Origin of the sequence: Plantactinospora sp. B6F1, from assembly GCF_040120695.1 — a bacterium.
Lineage (GTDB): Bacteria > Actinomycetota > Actinomycetes > Mycobacteriales > Micromonosporaceae > Plantactinospora.
The window spans coordinates 139,599-157,333 of sequence record NZ_JBEEAC010000018.1; the positions used below are offsets into that span (position 1 = coordinate 139,599).

At 72.6% G+C, this 17,735-nt stretch carries 18 protein-coding genes; 11 read left to right on the forward strand and 7 right to left on the reverse strand.

What is annotated here, in order from left to right; all coding sequences use genetic code 11:
- Positions 1–34: 34 nt before the first annotated feature.
- Together ABNF97_RS22395 and ABNF97_RS22400 are read right to left on the reverse strand one after the other, a co-directional pair.
- Positions 35–880 carry a universal stress protein gene (locus ABNF97_RS22395; protein ID WP_349339681.1) on the reverse strand — a complete coding sequence of 282 codons (846 nt, stop codon included), beginning with the start codon at positions 878–880 and terminating at the stop codon, positions 35–37.
- A gap of 132 nt (positions 881–1,012) precedes the next feature.
- Positions 1,013–1,993, reverse strand: a complete 981-nt coding sequence (locus tag ABNF97_RS22400) for a serine/threonine-protein phosphatase (RefSeq protein WP_130463866.1) — start codon at positions 1,991–1,993, stop codon at positions 1,013–1,015.
- 141 nt (positions 1,994–2,134) lie between these two features.
- Between ABNF97_RS22400 and ABNF97_RS22405 the strand changes: the two genes are divergently transcribed.
- The gene (locus ABNF97_RS22405) at positions 2,135–2,752 is read left to right on the forward strand and encodes a bifunctional 4-hydroxy-2-oxoglutarate aldolase/2-dehydro-3-deoxy-phosphogluconate aldolase (RefSeq protein ID WP_130463865.1); all 618 of its coding nucleotides are present in this window, start codon (positions 2,135–2,137) and stop codon (positions 2,750–2,752) included.
- A gap of 28 nt (positions 2,753–2,780) precedes the next feature.
- On the opposite strand, the gene ABNF97_RS22410 is transcribed toward ABNF97_RS22405, so the two are convergent.
- Entirely contained in the window at positions 2,781–3,734 is a 954-nt protein-coding gene (locus tag ABNF97_RS22410) for a GlxA family transcriptional regulator (RefSeq protein WP_349339682.1), read from the reverse strand.
- A 58-nt stretch (positions 3,735–3,792) separates the two neighbouring features.
- Here ABNF97_RS22410 and ABNF97_RS22415 point away from each other — a divergent pair, with 58 nt between their 5' ends.
- The gene (locus ABNF97_RS22415) at positions 3,793–4,371 is read left to right on the forward strand and encodes a DJ-1/PfpI family protein (protein ID WP_349339683.1); all 579 of its coding nucleotides are present in this window, start codon (positions 3,793–3,795) and stop codon (positions 4,369–4,371) included.
- A 43-nt stretch (positions 4,372–4,414) separates the two neighbouring features.
- Here ABNF97_RS22415 and ABNF97_RS22420 read toward each other — a convergent pair whose 3' ends face one another.
- Positions 4,415–4,879 (reverse strand): MarR family transcriptional regulator, encoded by a 465-nt coding sequence (locus tag ABNF97_RS22420; RefSeq protein WP_130463862.1) that lies wholly within the window; start codon positions 4,877–4,879, stop codon positions 4,415–4,417.
- A 76-nt stretch (positions 4,880–4,955) separates the two neighbouring features.
- On the opposite strand from ABNF97_RS22420, the gene wrbA reads away from it, so the two are divergent.
- The 8 genes from wrbA (at position 4,956) to ABNF97_RS22465 (ending at position 12,748) form a co-directional block, all read left to right on the forward strand.
- On the forward strand, positions 4,956–5,648 hold the full coding sequence (gene wrbA / locus ABNF97_RS22425) for an NAD(P)H:quinone oxidoreductase (RefSeq protein WP_130463861.1): 693 nt from the start codon (positions 4,956–4,958) through the stop codon (positions 5,646–5,648).
- 74 nt (positions 5,649–5,722) lie between these two features.
- Positions 5,723–7,090 carry an MFS transporter gene (locus ABNF97_RS22430; protein WP_349339684.1) on the forward strand — a complete coding sequence of 456 codons (1,368 nt, stop codon included), beginning with the start codon at positions 5,723–5,725 and terminating at the stop codon, positions 7,088–7,090.
- 69 nt (positions 7,091–7,159) lie between these two features.
- Entirely contained in the window at positions 7,160–7,396 is a 237-nt protein-coding gene (locus ABNF97_RS22435; RefSeq protein WP_130463859.1) for a helix-turn-helix domain-containing protein, read from the forward strand.
- Entirely contained in the window at positions 7,393–7,977 is a 585-nt protein-coding gene (locus tag ABNF97_RS34270) for a Clp protease N-terminal domain-containing protein (protein ID WP_486484759.1), read from the forward strand. The genes ABNF97_RS22435 and ABNF97_RS34270 overlap by 4 nt, the downstream gene beginning before the upstream one ends.
- 128 nt (positions 7,978–8,105) lie before the next feature.
- Positions 8,106–9,044: a diacylglycerol/lipid kinase family protein gene (locus ABNF97_RS22450; RefSeq protein ID WP_502930540.1), complete on the forward strand. Its 939-nt coding sequence runs from the start codon at positions 8,106–8,108 to the stop codon at positions 9,042–9,044.
- Positions 9,041–10,135, forward strand: a complete 1,095-nt coding sequence (locus ABNF97_RS22455) for a YhjD/YihY/BrkB family envelope integrity protein (RefSeq protein WP_130463858.1) — start codon at positions 9,041–9,043, stop codon at positions 10,133–10,135. The genes ABNF97_RS22450 and ABNF97_RS22455 overlap by 4 nt, the downstream gene beginning before the upstream one ends.
- A 68-nt stretch (positions 10,136–10,203) precedes the next feature.
- Complete coding sequence (locus ABNF97_RS22460; protein WP_349339688.1) at positions 10,204–11,817, forward strand: phosphatase PAP2 family protein; 1,614 nt, start codon at positions 10,204–10,206, stop codon at positions 11,815–11,817.
- Between the two features lie 106 nt (positions 11,818–11,923).
- Entirely contained in the window at positions 11,924–12,748 is an 825-nt protein-coding gene (locus tag ABNF97_RS22465) for an endonuclease/exonuclease/phosphatase family protein (RefSeq protein ID WP_130463857.1), read from the forward strand.
- Between the two features lie 13 nt (positions 12,749–12,761).
- On the opposite strand, the gene ABNF97_RS22470 is transcribed toward ABNF97_RS22465, so the two are convergent.
- The 3 genes from ABNF97_RS22470 to ABNF97_RS22480 form a co-directional block, all read right to left on the reverse strand.
- The gene (locus tag ABNF97_RS22470) at positions 12,762–13,409 is read right to left on the reverse strand and encodes a response regulator (protein WP_130463856.1); all 648 of its coding nucleotides are present in this window, start codon (positions 13,407–13,409) and stop codon (positions 12,762–12,764) included.
- A 102-nt stretch (positions 13,410–13,511) separates the two neighbouring features.
- The gene (locus ABNF97_RS22475; protein WP_349339685.1) at positions 13,512–15,764 is read right to left on the reverse strand and encodes a sensor histidine kinase; all 2,253 of its coding nucleotides are present in this window, start codon (positions 15,762–15,764) and stop codon (positions 13,512–13,514) included.
- 27 nt (positions 15,765–15,791) lie between these two features.
- Entirely contained in the window at positions 15,792–16,289 is a 498-nt protein-coding gene (locus tag ABNF97_RS22480) for a hypothetical protein (RefSeq protein WP_130463855.1), read from the reverse strand.
- Between the two features lie 373 nt (positions 16,290–16,662).
- On the opposite strand from ABNF97_RS22480, the gene ABNF97_RS22485 reads away from it, so the two are divergent.
- Positions 16,663–17,735, forward strand: a 1,073-nt coding sequence (locus tag ABNF97_RS22485) for a class III lanthionine synthetase LanKC N-terminal domain-containing protein (protein WP_502930539.1), incomplete at its 3' end; no start/stop codon positions are given.

Below are 17,735 nucleotides of genomic sequence, written 5' to 3' on the forward strand. Positions count from 1 at the left end.
CCGACCCGCGACCGGAACGGCGATCTCGGCACGCTCACTCCTGGATGTACACGCCGTGCGCGCCGCGTACCACGACGACCGGCGCGATCGAGTGGTAGAGCATCGCCTGGCTGACCGAGCCGAGCATGCCGCGCCAGGGTTCGTCACCGCGCGCGCTGACCACCACCAGTTCGGCCCGGCGCGCCTCCTGGGCCAGCGTCGACTCCGGGTCACCGGTCCGGACCCGCTGGTTCACCTGCACCGAGGGGAATTTCCGCTGCCACGGCGCGACCGCCTCGGCGAGTTGCTCGACGACCTCGGGCGGCGGGGTGCCGTCCGCATCCGCCGGGTCGCAGACCTGCACCACGACCAGGTCGGTGCAGTGCCGGCTGGCGGTGTCGAAGGCGAATTCGAGCGCGCTCAGTGAGCTGGCCGAGCCGTCCACCCCGACCAGCACCGGCCCGGTCAACGGCACCTGTTCCCGGGCCACCAGCACGCTGCACCCGGCCCGGGCCGCGAGCTGTACGGCGGTGGCGTCGGAGGCCGTCGGCACGTCGGTACCGGCGGACAGCCCGCCGTCGCCGATCACCAGCAGCGCGGCGGAACCCGACTCGCGCAGCAGGGTGGTGATCACCGGTCCCTCGATGAGCGCACTGGAGACGTCGAGGGTCGGCTGCGCCTGGTTGGCGGTGGCGGTGGCCCGGCACAGCAGTTCCTCGGCGGGGCGGCGGGGCTCCTCCGGCATCGGCTCCGCCGGGTCCGCGACCCAGTTGAACGCATGCACCACCCGCAGCGGGCGGGAGTGCAGGACCGCCTCGCGGGCCGCCAGTCGGACCGCCGTCATACTCAGCCGGGAGTCGTCGACCCCGACCACGACGAAGGCGTCCTGTGGAGTGCTCACGGTCGCCCCGCGGTCACTGCCACCATCCCGCCGCTGATTACGTGGCGTATATCCTGCACCAGCCGAGAGTATCCGGTGCGGTGGCGGTCGTCGGCGTATTCGGCCGGCACGGCCGCACATCGGAGGGTTCGCTCAGTGCTCGACCCGCAGTACGGCCATGGTCGCGTTGTCCCGACCGCCCGCGACCAGCGTGTCGGCGAGCGCACCGCGGACCACCTCGACAAGGCTGCCGGCCGCGCCGAGCCGGCGGGTCAGCCGCTGGTAGTCGAGCTGCTCGGCGACCCCGTCGGTGCAGAGGCAGTAGACGTCGCCGGGGCGCAACGAGACGTTGAGCAGGTCCGGCTCGGGCATCGCCGGGTGGCCGACGTAGCGGGTCAGCTGGTAGCGGGCGGCGGCGGCCGCCGGGGAGTCCGCCGGGTACCAGCCGTAGACGGCGCCGAGCCAGGCGGCCGTGTGGTCGACGGTGAGCAGTTCGAGCAGTCCGTCCCGGAGCCGGTAGGCGCGGGAGTCACCGATCTGCACGATCCAGCCGGATAGGTCGGTCGAGCCGGATAGGTCGGTCGCGCCGGTCGGACCCGCGGCCGCCCCGCCCGGTGCCGGCCGGGCGATCGGCGCGGTACGCCGCGATCCCGCACCCCCGTCGGCGCGATCCGGCCGGGCCGGCAACTGCGCCTCGGCACCCGCTGACGTCGGCGCCGGGCCGGCGGCACCCGGTGCGGTTTCCGGCGCTACGACGACCAGGCCGGTGAAGGTGCAGCCGCTCAGCTCGTTGAGGTCGGTGCCGGCAGCCCGGACCCGGGACTGTGCCCGGGCCATCGCGGCGCGGAGCCGACCGGGGCCGATGTCGGGACCTGCCGCGCGTACCTCGGCGACCATGGTCTCCATGGTGGTGCCGCCGGCGACGGTGCTGCCCCGGCCGTCGCCCATCCCGTCGGCGACCGCCAGGAACGGCAGCACCGGATCGACGTGCAGCACGTCGAAGTTCGCCGAGTAGCGCTGGCCCACCCGGCTGCCCCCGGCGACGCTGAGCCGGTGGCCGGCGAGCGGGTAGGTGCGGCTGACGTCGCCCTCGGCGGGCATCCGGTCCGGACCCGTCACAGGGCTTCGGTGCATGGCGGGCAGGTTAGCAGGATTGCCGAACCGCCCGGGCGGTATATGCGAATCCCCGCAAATCTCCGCACTGTCGGTTCTGTGTCGGCTTGACCCGGGCCCGTTGTGCCGCGTGAGGGCGGATCGGGCTGCGAGGATGGGACGGTGAACCTGCCCGACGTGCTGCGCCGGCACCGGCTGCTCGCCGTCGTGCGGGGCGACGATCCGGACGCTGCCCTGGCCAGCGTACTGGCATTGGCAGAGGCCGGGGTCGCCCTCGTCGAGGTGTCGCTGACCTCCCGGGACGAGGCCGGGGTGCTGGTCCGGGCCCGGGCGGCGCTCGGTCCGGACGCGCCGCTGGGCGCCGGTACGGTGCTCACCGAGGCCGACGTGGTGCAGGCGGAGCAGGCTGGGGCGTCGTTCGTGGTGACCCCGGGACTGGTGCCGGCGGTTGCCGAGGCGGTACGACTCGGGCTGCCCGCCCTGGTCGGCGCGCTGACCCCGACCGAGGTGGTCGCGGCCAGCCTGGCCGGGGCGGCCGCGGTGAAGCTGTTTCCCGCGTCGCTCGGCGGCCCGGCCTACCTCCGGACACTGCGGGAACCCTTTCCAGACGTCCCGTTCGTGCCCTTCGGTGGGGTGGACCTCGAATCCGCTCCGGAGTACCTCGCGGCGGGTGCCGTCGCGGTCGGTGCCGCCGAGTCCCTACTCGGTGCGGCGCCGCAGGGCGGGGACCTGACCGCGCTGCGGCTGCGGGCCACGGCGTTCCGCGCAGCCGTCTCCTGAGCGGGCTCGGTACCGGCCGTCGGATTCCTCAGGTACGAGGTCCCTGGAAGGTGGCGCGGTAGGCCAGCGGTGTGGTGGCGTACGCCCGACGGAAGTGCAGCCGAAGGTTTGCGGCGCTGCCCAGGCCGCTGTGCCGGGCGATCTGTTCGACGGTGAGCTCGCCGGTCTCCAGCAGAGTGCATGCCTTGCGCAGCCGCGCGGCCGTCAGCCAGGCATGCGGACTGGTGCCGAACTCCGCGACGAAGGCCCGCCGAAGCGTCCGGGTGGACTGCATCGCCTGCCGTGCGAGATCCGCCACGGTGATGTGTCGATGCAGGTTGGCCAGCGCCCACTCGGTCACGGGCCCGAGTCGTTCACTCGTCTCCGTCCTGGCCGCGATCGTGTACTGGGCCTGCCCCCCGGCACGATGCAGCGCCGTGACCATGCGTCGGGCGCGGTGGATCGCGGCCGACTGCCCGTGATCGAGGCCGAGCATGTAGAGGCACAGATCGAGGCCTGCGGCGAGTCCGGCGCTGGTCAGCACATCACCTTCGTCGACGTAGAGGACCGCCGGATCGACCCGCACGGCGGGGTGCTCCCGCGCGAGATCGGCGGCATGGGCCCAGTGGGTGGTGGCCCGACGGCCGTCGAGCAGGCCGGCCTGCGCCAGAGCGAAGGCGCCGATGCAGATGGATGCGATCCGGGCCCCGCCCCGATGTGCGGTACGTAGGGCGTCGAGAGCCGCCTGGGGTGCCGGACCTCGTCCGAAGCCCGGCACGATGACGGTGTCCGCGGTGGTGACGGCTTCGAGGCCGGCGGCGACGGTGATGCCGAAACCTGGTGTGGTCGTGGTGACCGACCCCGCATCGAGCGCGCAGAGCGTGACCTCGTATCGGCCGTGGCGCTCGTGGCCGAAGACCTGCGTGGCGATGGCTACGTCGAACGCCACCACCGGGTCCAGGGCCAGGACGGCGACACGATGGATGGCCGATCCCTCACGCATGACGGCAAGGATGTCACTGGTATGCCAGGACGCAGAAGGCGAACCTGTGTGAGTGCGAGTGGAGATCGTAGTTTTCGATGGGTTCGACGAGTTGGACGCCTTCGGGCCGTTCGAGGTCCTCTCCATGGCCGGATTCGACGTCGATCTGGTTGTCGCCGCCGAGCCGGGTTCGGTGCGCAGCATGCGAGGCGTCCAGCTGGCCGTGCCCAGAGTGCTGGGCAGCCCGGACGGGTTGATCGTGGTCGGCGGGGGATGGATGAACCGTGCCGAGCAGGGCTCGTGGGCCGAGGCCCGGCGCGGTGTGCTGCCCGACGCGCTGGCCAGGGCGGCCGGTACCGCGCGGTGGGCAGCGTCGGTGTGCACCGGCGGCATGCTGCTCGCGGCGGCGGGCCTGCTCACCGGGCGCAACGCGACCACCAACCGCAATGCCTACCAGGAACTCCGGGCGTACGGTGGCAACGTCATCGAGGAGCGGGTGGTCGACGACGGCGATCGCATCACCGCCGGCGCGCTGAGCGCCGGCCTGGATCTGGGGCTGTGGCTGACAGAGCGGGAAATGGGCGCCGAGCGTGCCGCCACCGTGGCCGCCACCGTCGACTTCTCCCGGCGCTCGCCGGTCTGGACGAGGCCGGAATGACGACACCGTCGACTCGACGCTCCCGCTGAACCTGATCGAACAGCTAGGCCGTACCGGCGGCTGTGTGGCTGGCCGGGCGCCTGGTGTCGACGTTGCCGGTCATGGCGTTGAGGATGGCGGGTAGTTCGGTCACGGTCTGGGCGGGCAGGCCGGCCACGGTCTCCTCCGCGAGAGCGTGCCACAGCTGCTTGACCCGATCGGCGAGGGCCCTACCGCTGTCGGTGAGTTCGACGATGCTGGCGCGCTTGTCGGAGGGGGCGGGTTCGCGGCGGATGTGGCCGGAGGCCTCGAGCTTGCGGGTCATCAGAGTGACGCTGGGCGGCTCGCAGCCGAGGGCCTCGCTGAGCTGGGCCTGGATTCTCGGTCCGGTCCGGTCGAGTTCGAGCAGGAGTGCCTCCTGGCCGGGGTGTAGGCCGAGCGGGGCCAGCAACGCGGCGGCCCTGGCCCGGTGGCGCAGGCTCAGCAGCCGGATGGCCTGGTTGAGGGCGTCGGCGTACTCGAAGTCCACGGGCTCTCCTTGACAGAAAGGTTATGCGCATAACATTATGCGGATAACTAATTCTAGCAGCATCGAGGAGCCGGACATGACCGTGAAGGTCGCTGTCATCTACTACAGCGCGACCGGCGCTGTGCACGCGCTCGCGCAGGCCGTCGCCGAGGGGGCGGCCTCGGCCGGGGCCGCCGTACGGCTGCGACGGGTCGCCGAGCTGGCCCCCGACAGTGCGATCGACCAGAACCCGCAGTGGCGGCGGCACGCCGACGCGACCGCGTCGATCGTTCGGGCCGGACTCGAGGACCTGGCGTGGGCCGACGCGTACGCGTTCGGGACACCGACGCGGTTCGGTGCGCCGGCCGCGCAGCTCAAGCAGTTCATCGACCAGGCCGGCGGTCTGTGGCAGGAGGGGAGGCTGGCCAACAAGCCCGTGACGACCTTCACCTCGGCGTTCAACCGGCACGGCGGCAGCGAGGCCACGATCCTGTCGCTGAGCAACGTCTTCTACCACTGGGGGTCGTTGATCGTCCCGCCCGGATTCACCGATCCGGTCGTCTACGCCGCCGGCGGCAACCCGTACGGCACGTCGCACGTGACCAGCCCGAACGGAGACGGCCCCGGCGCCGCGGCGCTGGACGCGGCTCGATACCAAGGACTCCGGCTGGCCAGGATCACCCTCCAGCTGCTGGGCGACCAGGTCGTCCCCGATGTCGCCGTGGGCACCGGAAACGGCCACGAGGCCCTGGCCGCGGCGGCCTCTCGGACCGCGGAGGCGGCGGGTTGAGCTCAGGGAGAGTCCTCATGACCAGCACCAGCACCACAACTCGGCGGGCCAGGCCGCCAGCCACATCCTCCTGGATGGTTCTGGCGCTGGCGTGTGCCTGCCAGTTCATGGTGATCCTGGACGTGTCCATCGTCAACGTCGCGCTGCCCTCGATCCAGCGGGATCTCGGCTTCACCGCCATCGGCCTGGCCTGGGTGGTGAATGGCTACGTGCTCACCCTGGCCGGCTTCATGCTGCTCAGTGGCCGCGCCGTCGACCTGTTCGGCCCGCGCCGGATGCTGGTCGCCGGACTGTTCCTGTTCTCCGCATCGAGCCTGGTCGGCGGCGTGGCAACCGGGCCGGAGATCCTGGTGGGAGCCCGCGTCGCGCAGGGCGTGGGCGCCGCCATGCTGGCTCCGGCGACACTGGCCGTGATCAACACCTACTTCACCGAGCCGCAGCCGCGGGCGCGGGCGTTCGGCGCCTGGTCCGCCTCGGGCGGTGTGGGCGGGATGGCCGGCGCGCTCGCCGGCGGCGCCATCACGACCGGCCTGTCATGGCGGTGGGTCTTCCTCATCAACGTGCCGATCTGCGCCGTGTTGATCGTACTGGCCATGATGTCGCTGGCCGCCACCCGAGCCAACCGGCGGGAATCGCTTGACCTCACCGGCGCGGCCACCGGAACGGCTGGACTGGCCGCACTGATCTACGGGGTCATGCAGAGCGCCGAGCACGGCTGGACGTCCTCGCGGTTCCTCGGGCCAGCCGTGGCAGGCCTGCTGCTGCTCAGCATCTTCATCGTGGTGGAGGCGCGGTTCGCCACCCGGCCGATGATGCCCCTGCGGCTGTTCAGAATCCGGACCGTCGCCGTCAGCAACGGCATGCTGCTGCTCTTCGGCGGCATCGCCGTCGCGATGTGGTATTTCACGTCGCTGTTCATGCAGAACGCCCTCGGATACAGCGCACTCGAGGCCGGGCTCGGACAGACACCCGCGGCGGTGACCTTCGTGGTGATCGCGCGGATCGCCGCCAACCTGTTGCCCCGAACCGGTGCACGCCCACTGGTACTGGCCGGCAGCGCCTGTTTCCTGGCCGGGTTCGGCTGGCTCGCCCAGGCCGGAACCGACAGCGGCTACGTCACCGGCGTGCTCGGGCCCACGCTGCTCATCGCCGTCGGCATCGGCCTGACCTTTCCCACCCTCATGGCCGCGGCCACCGCCGACGTACCCGAACGCGACGCGGGCATCGTCGGCGGCCTGGCCAACACCGCCAACCAGGCAGGCGGCTCGGTAGCCCTAGCCGTACTCGCCACAGCCGCCAGCGTCAAGGCCGGAACAGGCGCCGCCGCCGGCTCTCCGGCCGCCCTCGCTGCCGGCTACGACCTGGTCTTCCTCATCGCGGCCGGAATCGGCCTGGCTATCGCGGCGGTCAGCCTGCTGCTACCACAACATCGGCCCGGCTGACGACGGCATTCAGCCGAGTCATGTCAACTTAGGTTGACACAAGGGGTGGCGTCAACCTAAGTTGACAGTATGAGTCAGGCAACGGATCTGGCGGCGGCGGCCGGCAGCACCGATCCACGGGTCGGGCTGCGTGCGGTGGTGGCCCTGCGTCGGCTGTTGGAACGCCTGGAGGTCGTCCAGGTCGACAACGCCCGGCGCCAGGGCTGGTCATGGCAGGAGATCGCCGACGCGCTAGAGGTCAGCAGGCAGGGAGTACACAAGAAGCACGCCGGCCGGGCGTCGGCGCGTACCCAGGGAGGGGCATGATGTTCGAGCGGTTCACGGTGCAGGCCCGGGACGTCGTCCGTGGGGCCGTGGCGGCGCGCGAGCGGCTGGGGCACCGCAACGTCGGCACCGAACACCTCCTGCTCGCCCTGCTCGACCCGGCGCGGAGCTCCGTCGCGGAACTGCTCGACCAGGCTGGCGTGGACGCCGCCCGGGTGGCCGAGGCGATCGACCGCAAGCTCGGCCGCGGCACCGAGGAGTTCGGCGACCGCGACGCGGAGGCGCTCCGCTCGATCGGCATCGACCTGGCGGCGGTTCGCTCCAAGCTGGAGGAGTCGTTCGGTGCGGGTGCTCTGGAGCCGCCGCCGTCCCGGTCTTCGCGGCGTGGCCTCTTCGGCGGCTGGGACTTCTCCAGCCGGTTCTCCGCCCGGGCCAAGAAGGTGCTGGAGCTGGCCCTGCGCGAGGCGATCCAGCTCCGGCACCGGGAGATCGGCGCCGAGCACATCCTGCTCGGGTTGCTCCGCGAGGGGCAGGGGCTGGCGGCGCTGCTGCTGACCGAGGCCGGGGTGGACCTCGCCGACCTGCGTCGCCGTACTCTCGACTCCCTCCGCAGCGCAGCCTGACCGCCCCCGGGTCGCTGTCGGCGGCAAGCTGCTGCACACTGGCGGCCGTGAAGGCGCACGAGCAGAGCACGGACGGCGTACCGGCGGGTACCCGGGCAGGTGGTGCCGGCGGTCTCCGGTCGGCGGTGGTGGTCAACCCGGTGAAGCAGACCGACCTCGACGGGCTGCGCCGGACCGTCACCGAGACACTGGCCGCCGCCGGCTGGCCGGAACCCGCCTGGTTCACCACCACCGTCGACGACCCGGGCCGGGGCCAGGCCCGGCGGGCGGTCGAGGACGGCGCCGAGGTGGTCTTCGTCTGCGGCGGCGACGGCACCGTGATGTCCTGCGTCGGGGCCCTGGTCGGCACCGACGCGGCGATGGCCATCCTGCCGTCGGGCACCGGCAACCTGCTCGCCGCCAACCTCGGGCTCTCGAACGACCTGGCCGCCGGGCTCGAGGTGGCGCTCGAACAGGGCCGGCGGCGCATCGACGTCGGCAGCTGCGGTGACCAGTACTTCACCGTGATGGCCGGAATGGGCTTCGACGCCCAGATGCTGCAGGCCACCTCCGAGACCACCAAGGCCCGGGTTGGCTGGCCCGCCTACCTGGTGGGGGCGCTGCGGCACCTGCGGGACCGGCCGATGCGGGTGTCGATCCGGATCGACGACCAGCCGCCCCTTCGGCGCCGGGCCCGTACGGTCCTGGTGGCCAACGTCGGGCGGTTGCAGGGCGGGGTACGACTGCTCGCCGACGCCGAGCCGGACGATGGTTACCTGGACGTCGCGGTCCTCACGCCCCGGACGCTGAACCACTGGCTCTCGCTCGGCTGGGCGGTGCTGCGGCGCCGTCGCCGGGTGCCCCGGATGGAGGTGCTGCGCGGCCGGCGGGTCATCATCACCAGCAACCGGGCCCAGCCCCGTGAGCTGGACGGGGACGTCATCCCCGCCGGCCGCTCCCTGAAGGTGTCGGTACGCCCCGCGGCGCTCTGGCTCTGCGTACCGAAGCCGGCGACCGAGCCGGACCTGGCGGTGGACGCCGACGCGGTCGCCGAACGGGGGGAGCGCCGGGTGGAGGAGGCCCGGTGAGCAGTACCCGGTTGGTCCCCGAGACCCGGTGCATGCCCGACGAGGAACTATCCGCCGACGACGCCTGGCACACCCTGCGCCGGCACGGCGGCTGGCACCTGGTCCGGGACGCCTTCATCCGGTTCCGCTACGGCGACGCGTTCAGCCACTCCCGGGCGTTCGCCCTGCAACTCTGCCTCGCCGTGGTGCCGTTCCTGATCGCGCTGACCGGCCTGATCAGTGACCTCGGGGTGGACGAGGGCGGCCGGGTCGTCGCCGACACGGTGATCGCGCTGACCCCGGGCGCCAGCGACGGGGTGGTCAGGGAGCTGCTTGTCGACTCGGAACAGACCGAGGACGCCGGCGAACTGGCCCTGGCTCTCGGCCTGATCACCGGGCTGGTCGCGCTGACCACCACGATGGCCCAGGTGGAGCGCGGGGCGAACCGGATCTACGGGGTGGAGCGGGACCGTCCGGCGCTCTGGAAGTACGTCCGGGCCGCCGTACTCGCGCTCACCGCCGGGGCACCCGCGCTGGCCGGCTTCTTCATCCTGGTCGGCGGCGGTGAACTGGGCCGCTCGATGGGGCGGCACTACGACTGGTGGGGGCCGGCCGCCGGCCTCGGCTGGGACGTGCTGCGCTGGCCGCTGAGCCTCGGACTGACCGTCTTCGCCGTCGCGGTGCTGTTCCGGCACGCGCCGCGCCGCCGGCAACCGGGGCTGTCCTGGCTGCTGTTCGGCGCAGGCTTCAGTATCGCGCTGTGGTGGCTGGCCAGCGTGCTGCTCGCCGGCTACGTGTCCTACAGCGACGCGTTCGGCGCCACCTACGGCGCGCTGACCGGGATGATGGCGCTGCTGCTCTGGGCCAACCTCACCGGGATCGCGCTCTTCGGTGGGCTGGCCTTCGCCGCCCAACTGGAGGCGCTGCGGATCGGCGAGCACGAGCCGGCCGAGCCGGACCGCTGGGATCCGGACCGGGCTGACCCGGGACGCGCCGACATGCTGGACATCGATCCGGCGGGGACGCTCGGCCGGGCCGTACCCGGGCCCCGGCGCAGCGCGGAGCGGGTCGCCGACGCCGTCGGCCCCGGGGCGGAGCCGCGCGACGACTGACGGGTGTACGCCGTCCGCAGCGCGGGTACCGGGCAGGCCAGAGACGAGAAGGGGGCTCTGGCGTGGCTATGGTCAGCGACCTGTTGCGGCGACCTCTCGGGCATTTCGCCGAACGCAGCCTGGCCGGGCTCGCCCTGGTCGCCGGCACCGGCGTCGGCTTCGGCGTGCTGTTGCTGCTGGTCCGGGTCCACTGGGGGCCGCTGTACCGGGCCGACCACGAGACGGCGGCCTGGTTCAACGAGCTGGTCTCGGCCAACGACGGCCTGGTCACCGTTCTCCGGGCGGTAACCTCGCTGGGCGGCCGACCGATCATGATCTGGTTGGTCACCATCGCGGTGGTGGGCCTGCTGATCCGCCGGCAGGGCCGGCTCGCGGTCTACCTGATCGTCACCGGTCTCGGCGCGCTGGTACTCGACCCGTCGCTCAAGGAGCTGGTGGGCCGGCTCCGCCCGGTCGTCGACATCCCGGTGGCGTCGGCGCCGGGCAACAGCTTCCCCAGTGGCCACGCCCTCGGATCGATGGTCGCCTACGGCGCGCTGCTGCTGGTCTTCCTACCCGCGATGCGACCCCGGTGGCGCCGGCTGGCGACCGGGTTGGTGATCGCGGTGGTGGTGGCGGTCGGGGTGACCCGGATCGCGCTCGGCGTGCACTACCTCTCCGACGTCCTCGCCGGCTGGCTGCTCGGCCTCGCCTGGCTGGGCATCACCGCGTACGCCTTCCGGTTGTGGCGCCGCGAGCGGGGACGCCCGGTCCGGCCGCTGGGCGAGGGGCTGGAGCCGGAGGCGGGCCGGGAGATCACTCCGGCACCGGCGGAGGACCGCGTGTTGCCGCACCCCCGGGCGGCCGTCGCCGAGGTCATCACCGGCTGGGTGCTGGTCTTCGGCGCGCTGTACGCCTTCGGCATGCTGGTCAGCTACCACGTCGAGGGCACCTTCGTGGCGACACTCGACCGGAAGGTGCCGGAATGGTTCGCCGCGCAGCGGACCGACACCCTCAACGACGTCAGCCACCTGGCGAGCAAGGCCGGCGACACCCACGCCATCCTGCTGGTCTCGCTGGTCTTCTGCCCGCTGGCGGTGGCCTTCTGGCGGCGCTGGCGGCCGGTGCTCTTCCTCGCCCTGACCATGTTCGGCGAGCTGACCCTCTTCCTCGCCTCGTCGCACGCGGTGAACCGGCCCCGCCCGCAGGTCGAACACCTGGACGGACCGCTGCCGACCGCGTCGTTCCCGTCCGGGCACATCGCGGCGACGATGTGCCTGTGGGTGGCGATCGCACTGCTGGTGGTGCCGCGCACCGACCGCTGGTGGCGCTGGCTGGCCGTGCTGGCCGCGGTCGTGATGCCGCTGCTGGTGGCCACCTCCCGGATGTACCGGGGGATGCACCACCCGAGCGACTTCGCCGGGGCCATGCTGCTCACCGCGCTCTGGATCGGCCTGCTCTGGCTGGTGGTACGTCCCAACGAGGAACTCTCCGCCGGCGGCGGGCAGGACAGCGGCGGGGCCGACGCGGAATCGTGGGACTCCACCCGCCCGAGCGGCTCCGCCCGCCCGAGCGGCTCCACCCGCCCGAGCGGCTCCGCCCGCCCGAACGGTTCTGCGGGGACGGTGGAGACCGCGCCGAGCAGGTCGGCCCAACTGTCGGAACTCGACGACGAACTGGCCAGGGCGGCCCGACCAGACTGAGACCCGAGGGTGCCGCGGTCGGGGCTGCGGGGACCGGGCGGAGGAACCTGCGGCGGTGACCGGTGGGCCTGCCGGACGGAGGACGGGGTGGTGTCGGGTGCGGGTGATGACCTACAACATCAAGAACGGCGGGCGGGACGGCGCCGACCCGGGCCGGCTGGACCTGGTACTCCAGGTTGTCGCCGAGCAGCGCCCGGACGTGCTGGCACTACAGGAACTCCGGGGACTCCGCCGCGACCGCGACCGGTTCGACACCCTCGCCCGGCGGCTCGGCATGCGCGGGTACCTGGCCGGCGGGTGGTTCGGTCAACCGGTGGCGGTCCTGGTCCGGCCCCCGGTCGCGCCGGTTGTGGTCGCACCGGTCCGTCGGCCGTTCCACCACGGGGCTCAGCGGGTCGTGCTGGACACCGACCGGGGGCCGCTGACCGTGCTCAGCACGCACCTTCACCCGTACTCCGGGTGGCGCCGGCTGCGTGAGGCCGGCTGGCTGGTCGGTGCGGCCAGCCGGGGCGGGGCGGACCGGAGGCGGCTGCCGGAGCGGCTGGTCCTGTTGGCCGGTGACCTGAACACGCTCGATCCGGGCGGCCGGCACGACGAGCGGATCGGCCGGCTGCCGCCGGAGTACCGGAAACGGCACCTGATGCCGGACGGGGTGACCGTGGACACCCGGGCGGTCGCCGCGCTGTACCGGGCCGGCTTCGTGGACCTGTTCCGGCCGGCGGGTCCGGCCGGGTCGGCGGAACCGCCGCACACCGTGCCGACCAGCGCGGGCGGTGGGGTCGAGTTCACCGCGATGCGACTCGACTACCTGCTCGGCACGCCGCCGCTCGCCCGGCTGGCCCACCCGCCCCGGGTCGTCACCGGTGGGGCGGCGGAGTCCGCGTCCGACCACTATCCGCTGGTCGTCGAGTTCGACCTACGCCCGGGCTGAGCACCGGGACGGCTCAGGTGCCGAGCCCGACGTCGCGGGCGAGCAGGGCCGCCTGAACCCGGTCCGCGACACCCAGCTTGGCGAAGATGGCGGAGAGCTGGTTGCGGACGGTCTTCTCGCTCAGCCCGAAGTGTCGGGCGATCTTGGCGTTGGTGTCGCCGAACGCGAGCCGGCCGAGGATGTCCCGCTCCCTGGCGGTGAGTTGGTTGAGCGGGGCGGGCAGTTCGGCCGGTCCCCGGTTGAGCGCGGTGAGCACCGACGTCCCGATCCCCGGCCCCAGCACGACCCCGCCCTGGGCGACCGTACGCAGCGCGTCGATGACGGCGTCCGGATCGGTGTCCTTGAGCACGTAGCCCCGGGCACCGGCCCGCAGCGCCCGGGCCACGATCTCCTCGTCGTTGGCCATGGTGAGCATCAGCACCTTGGTCTCCGGGCGGGACTGGATGATCCGCGCGGTGGCGTCGACACCGTCACCGTCCGGCAGCGTCACGTCCATCGCGATCACCTCGACCCGTTCGCCGACCGCGGTGCTGATCGCCTCGGCGGTGGTAGCCGCCTCGAACACCTCGCTCACCCACGACTCGCCCTCGAGCATGGTGCGCAGCCCCCGGCGCACCACCGGGTGGTCGTCGACGATGAGGATCCGTCCACCGTGCACCATGCTCGTCGCCGCCTCTGCCCGCGCATCACGTCATGTGCGCCGCCATCGGCCGGAAGGGCATTGCCGGGGCCCGGCTGCGCATCGCGGGTTCAGCGTAGCGGGCTAGCCGATCCGGCCCGCGTCGCTGTCCGGACTCTGGCTCCCGGTGGCGGGCGGGGCGGTGCTGGCGGGCTGTGCGGCTCCGCTGCGCGGCTGCGGCAACTGCGATTCCGGGCCGGCGTCGACGGACCGGTGGGCGATCCCCCAGCAGCCGTCCGGGTTGCCGGCTTCCGGATCGGTTCCGCTGGCGCCGCCCGTACGGCCGGCGGTACCGGTATCCCCGGTCGGTGCGTCGGTGGCCGCTCGGTCGAGGGTGACTGGGCCGCCCTGCCCTGGCACCGCCGTCGCCGGGTCGGGGAGGGTCGGCTGGAAGGGTAGTCGCACCCGGATGGACGTACCGTGCGGACTCGTCGGGGTGATGTCGAAGTCACCGCCGAGTTCGGTGGCCCGTTCCCGCATCGAGTCGAGGCCGACCCCGCCGGGCCGGCGCGGGCCGAGTCCCACCCCGTCGTCCACGACCTCCACCGTCAGCGCCCGGTCCCGGTGCACGTGCACCCGGCAGGTGCTGGCCTGGGAGTGCCGGGTCACGTTGTTCAGCGCCTCGGCGACGATCCGGTACGCGGCCACCTCGATCGCCGCCGGCAACCCCTGGAGGTTTCCGTCGACCTGCAACCGGACCGCGAGGTTCGGGCTGTCGAACCGGGCGCACTCGTTGCGCAGCGCGGCGGCGAGTCCCCGGTCCAGCGCCGGTGGCCGAAGCTGGTCGACGAGCTGGCGTACCTCGGCGGTGCAGGTCTGGAGGTCCGTAGCGAGCGCGTCGAGGATCCGACCGGTGCGCGGCTGCCCGGCGACGAGCTTGTGCGCGGCCCGGACCTGCATGGCCATCCCGGCCAGCGTCGGACCGAGCCCGTCGTGCAGGTCGCGGCGAAGTCGACGGCGCTCCTCCTCGCGGGCGGTGATCAGCCGTTCCCGGGACTCCTGGAGGTCGTGGATGAGCCGGACGGCCTCGGCCGCCACCGCCGCGTGCACCGCCAGGTCGCCCAGCAACCGCCGTTCGACCGGGGTGAACCGGCTCGCCGCGCTCCGGTTGGCGACCAGCAGCCGGCCGACCCGTTCCCCCCGGGTCACCATGTCGAACGCCTCGATCGGTGTGTTCGCGGTACCGTGCGCGGCGAGGACGCGCGGCCCCTCCCGCCCCTCGACCTCCACCGCGACGTGCGGCACCCGCAGCGACCGCGCGATGGTGTCGGTCAGCAGCGGCAGCACCGCGCCCGGCTCGACGGTACGGCCCAACAGCTCGCCGAGCCGCGCCATCACCTGGTACGGGTCGTCCCGGTCGCCGTAGAGCAGCCGGTTCACCCCCCGCTGCACCCGGCCCCGGGCCGGCTCGAACGCGACCGCGATCAGCCCGGTCGCCACCAGCGATGCGTTCGAGGTGCTGCCCGCCATCAGCAGGTCGCGCAGCAGGGTGATCAGTCCGACGAAGGCGGCGATCACCAGCAGGCTCATCACCAGCCAGACGATGGTCCGGTTGATGACCTGGTCCAGCCCGTACAGCCGGTAGCGCAGCACCGCGACGGCCATCCCGATCGGTAGCGCCACCACCATGATCAGCCAGGCTCCGGGCAGATTGATGGCCTCGAGCACCAGCCCGAGTAGCAGCAGAATCCCCGACGCCAGCAGGCAGGCCAACTGTGCACGGGTCTCGCTGTCGGCCCGCCGCCAGCGCAGCACCAGCGAGACCAGCACGGCGATCAGCCCGAGTACGGTTACCCCGATGGCGACGAGTGCCACCAGGACGAGTGTCCGGGCCCGCTGTGTCGGGGCCGGATCCGGGTCGCTGACCAAGCCGTAGGGGTCGTCCAGCGCGGCGACCGCGTAGGCGAGGGCGGCGAGGACCGTACCGCCGATGATCACCACGGCGACCGGGAGCCACCGCCGCGAGGGCAGCCGCCCGTCCGGGAAGACCAGCAGAGTGAGGAAGATCAGGCCGTACGGGACGAACCACGCCCACTGGCTCAGCCAGGCCAGCGGCAGCCAGGTGTTCCAACTCTCCGCGAGTACGGCCACGCTCGCCGCCCCCCCGGCGGCGAGCGTGAGCCGGCCCACAGGATGCCCGGGTACCCCGATCAGGACCAGCACGCCCATCACGGTGAACGCGACCGCGATCACCGCGGTCTCGCCGGTCTGTTCGATCCAGATATCACGGGCGCTGACGTACTGCCCGGCCACCACGAGCGCGACGACGATGGCTGCTCCGACCAGTGCGACGAGCCTGCCTGTGGGCCAGCGCCTGGTGTCCTCGGTGGACGTCACCCCTGCTACCCCTGTCCGATCAAGTTCTCAGTGTGTCCAGCCGGCGGCGTGCAGCGAGTTGTGGAACCATCCGCCCCGATCCATCAGCCGGACACCACCGGAGGGCGAGTCGCCACCCGGGAAGTGCGCGGCGTCCTCGGCGAGCGTGCCGGCGCCGAGTTGCGGCAGCGCGTCGATCGCCTCGTCTGCGGTCAGGCCGGAGTCGGCGACGATCTCCGGATGCCGGCGGATGTAGTCGCCGACGTGCTGCACGACGGCCTGCAACCGCCCCTGGATCAGCTCCGGGTCGGGATCCTCCAGCGTCGGTACCAGCCCCTCCAGCTCCCAGGCGTGGCTGAGTACCGGCGCGAGCCGACGGCCCGCCTTGTCGAAGAACTCCAGGCCCCCCTGGGCCTTGGCGCCGATGTCCTTCTCGCTCAGCATTTCCGCGACGCTGCCGTAGGCGTGCGCGAAGCTGTTGTCGCTGGCGATGACGATCGGTTCGATCTCCGTACGGCGAACCGGGCGGATCGGCTTAGCGGTCATGACGCTCCCCTCGTAATCCAGTCTCGACGGTCCTCGGCGCTGGTGGGCGACGGTTCCTTCGCAGCCTAGGCCCGCTCATCAACGGGGTGTGGAAAGGTCCGTCGGCTGAGCATCATGTCCCCTGCGACGTCCCGCTGGCCCGGGACCGGTGTCCCAGTCCACTCGGGAAAATCCGGCCTGTCTCCGTACGGTCCGGTACCCGACCCGGGCCTGGTCGACGGCTGTCCGACCAGAGCCTCCGGTCCGGGCCCGACCGGAGGTACTCGATGCCGGGTCGATGCCCACTCGATGCGCCGTACCGGCACTCTCGTCGGCGGTGCCAGCTGCCACTCACCACGGCCGGTACCTCACCGATCGTCAACCGGGGAGACCAATGACGCCCGAGTCGTCGGCAACCGCGAGCCGGAGTTCCGGCCTCGCCATGCCGCTGGGCAGGCGAAACTCGGCTCCCGCCCGCCCTGCGGTGCGGTCCGGGCAACCTGAGCCGGCCGACCTGATCCGCGAGCTGCTCGACCGGATCAGCCTCGCCGGCTGGACCGTGCGGCAACGGGCCGGGCGGACCATGGTCACCCCGGCGTCGCCGGTCGACCGCTTGCAGGGTTGGAAGCTGCACGTCTCGGCAACGCCCGCGAACGCGCCGCTGGTGCTCGCGGCGTGCGCGCCGGTGCTGGTCGAGGCGGGTACGGAATTCGGCTTCGTCGCCACCACGGCGGGACTGGCCGAGCTCAACGCTCCGCGGGCACCGAGGGCCGGGGCCGGAAAGTTCCTCACCGTGCACCCCGCGACCGACGAACTCTTCCGGGAACTGGCGAGACGTCTCGACGAGGTGACCGCCGGCTACGTGGGACCGGCAGTCCTCTCCGACCGGCCGTACCAGTGGGGCGGGGTGGTGCACTACCGGTACGGCGCTTTCCGCGGGGTCGACGTACTGGACGACGACGGCCGGTACCGGCGCTGCCTGGTCGATCCGGAGGGCAACCTGGTCGAGGACCACTGCGAGCCGCTCTTTCGGCCACCGGCCTGGGTCGAGCCGCCGTTCGACGCCGCGCCGGGGCGACCGGCCCCGGCGGTGCCCGGGGGACCGGCGTGGCCGACCGGCCCGGTCGGGCCGAGTTGGTCGGTGGCGTCGATGCAGGTCCTCGGGACCTCCACTGCCGAACCGGTCACCGGGTCGACGGGGAGGACCGGGTCCGTGGGGGGCGGACCGGCGGGCCAGGCACTTCCCGCAGTACCTGCTCGGTCGGGGGGCTCGACCGAGGCGGGGGGCCCGGCCGGGTCGGGGGGCCCGGCCGGGTCGGCGGGGGCGGTCGGGGCAACGGGGGCGGTCGGCGATCTACCGGCCGTGCACCGGACGGTGCAGCTCTGCGACCGGCTCCCGCTGGCGATCCGGGTCACCGGAAGCCGACTCGCGGTCCGGGCCGACCGGTCGCTGGCCCAGGCCGTCGA

What these genes read in the sequence shown, in the direction of transcription:
- ABNF97_RS22400 (WP_130463866.1), bottom strand. Translation starts at nt 1,993, where the DNA reads ATGCACCGAAGCCCTGTGACGGGTCCGGACCGGATGCCCGCCGAGGGC.
- ABNF97_RS22410 (WP_349339682.1), bottom strand. Translation starts at nt 3,734, where the DNA reads ATGCGTGAGGGATCGGCCATCCATCGTGTCGCCGTCCTGGCCCTGGAC.
- wrbA (WP_130463861.1), top strand. Translation starts at nt 4,956, where the DNA reads ATGACCGTGAAGGTCGCTGTCATCTACTACAGCGCGACCGGCGCTGTG.
- ABNF97_RS22430 (WP_349339684.1), top strand. Translation starts at nt 5,723, where the DNA reads ATGGTTCTGGCGCTGGCGTGTGCCTGCCAGTTCATGGTGATCCTGGAC.
- ABNF97_RS22435 (WP_130463859.1), top strand. Translation starts at nt 7,160, where the DNA reads ATGAGTCAGGCAACGGATCTGGCGGCGGCGGCCGGCAGCACCGATCCA.
- ABNF97_RS34270 (WP_486484759.1), top strand. Translation starts at nt 7,393, where the DNA reads ATGATGTTCGAGCGGTTCACGGTGCAGGCCCGGGACGTCGTCCGTGGG.
- ABNF97_RS22460 (WP_349339688.1), top strand. Translation starts at nt 10,204, where the DNA reads ATGGTCAGCGACCTGTTGCGGCGACCTCTCGGGCATTTCGCCGAACGC.
- ABNF97_RS22465 (WP_130463857.1), top strand. Translation starts at nt 11,924, where the DNA reads ATGACCTACAACATCAAGAACGGCGGGCGGGACGGCGCCGACCCGGGC.
- ABNF97_RS22470 (WP_130463856.1), bottom strand. Translation starts at nt 13,409, where the DNA reads ATGGTGCACGGTGGACGGATCCTCATCGTCGACGACCACCCGGTGGTG.
- ABNF97_RS22480 (WP_130463855.1), bottom strand. Translation starts at nt 16,289, where the DNA reads ATGACCGCTAAGCCGATCCGCCCGGTTCGCCGTACGGAGATCGAACCG.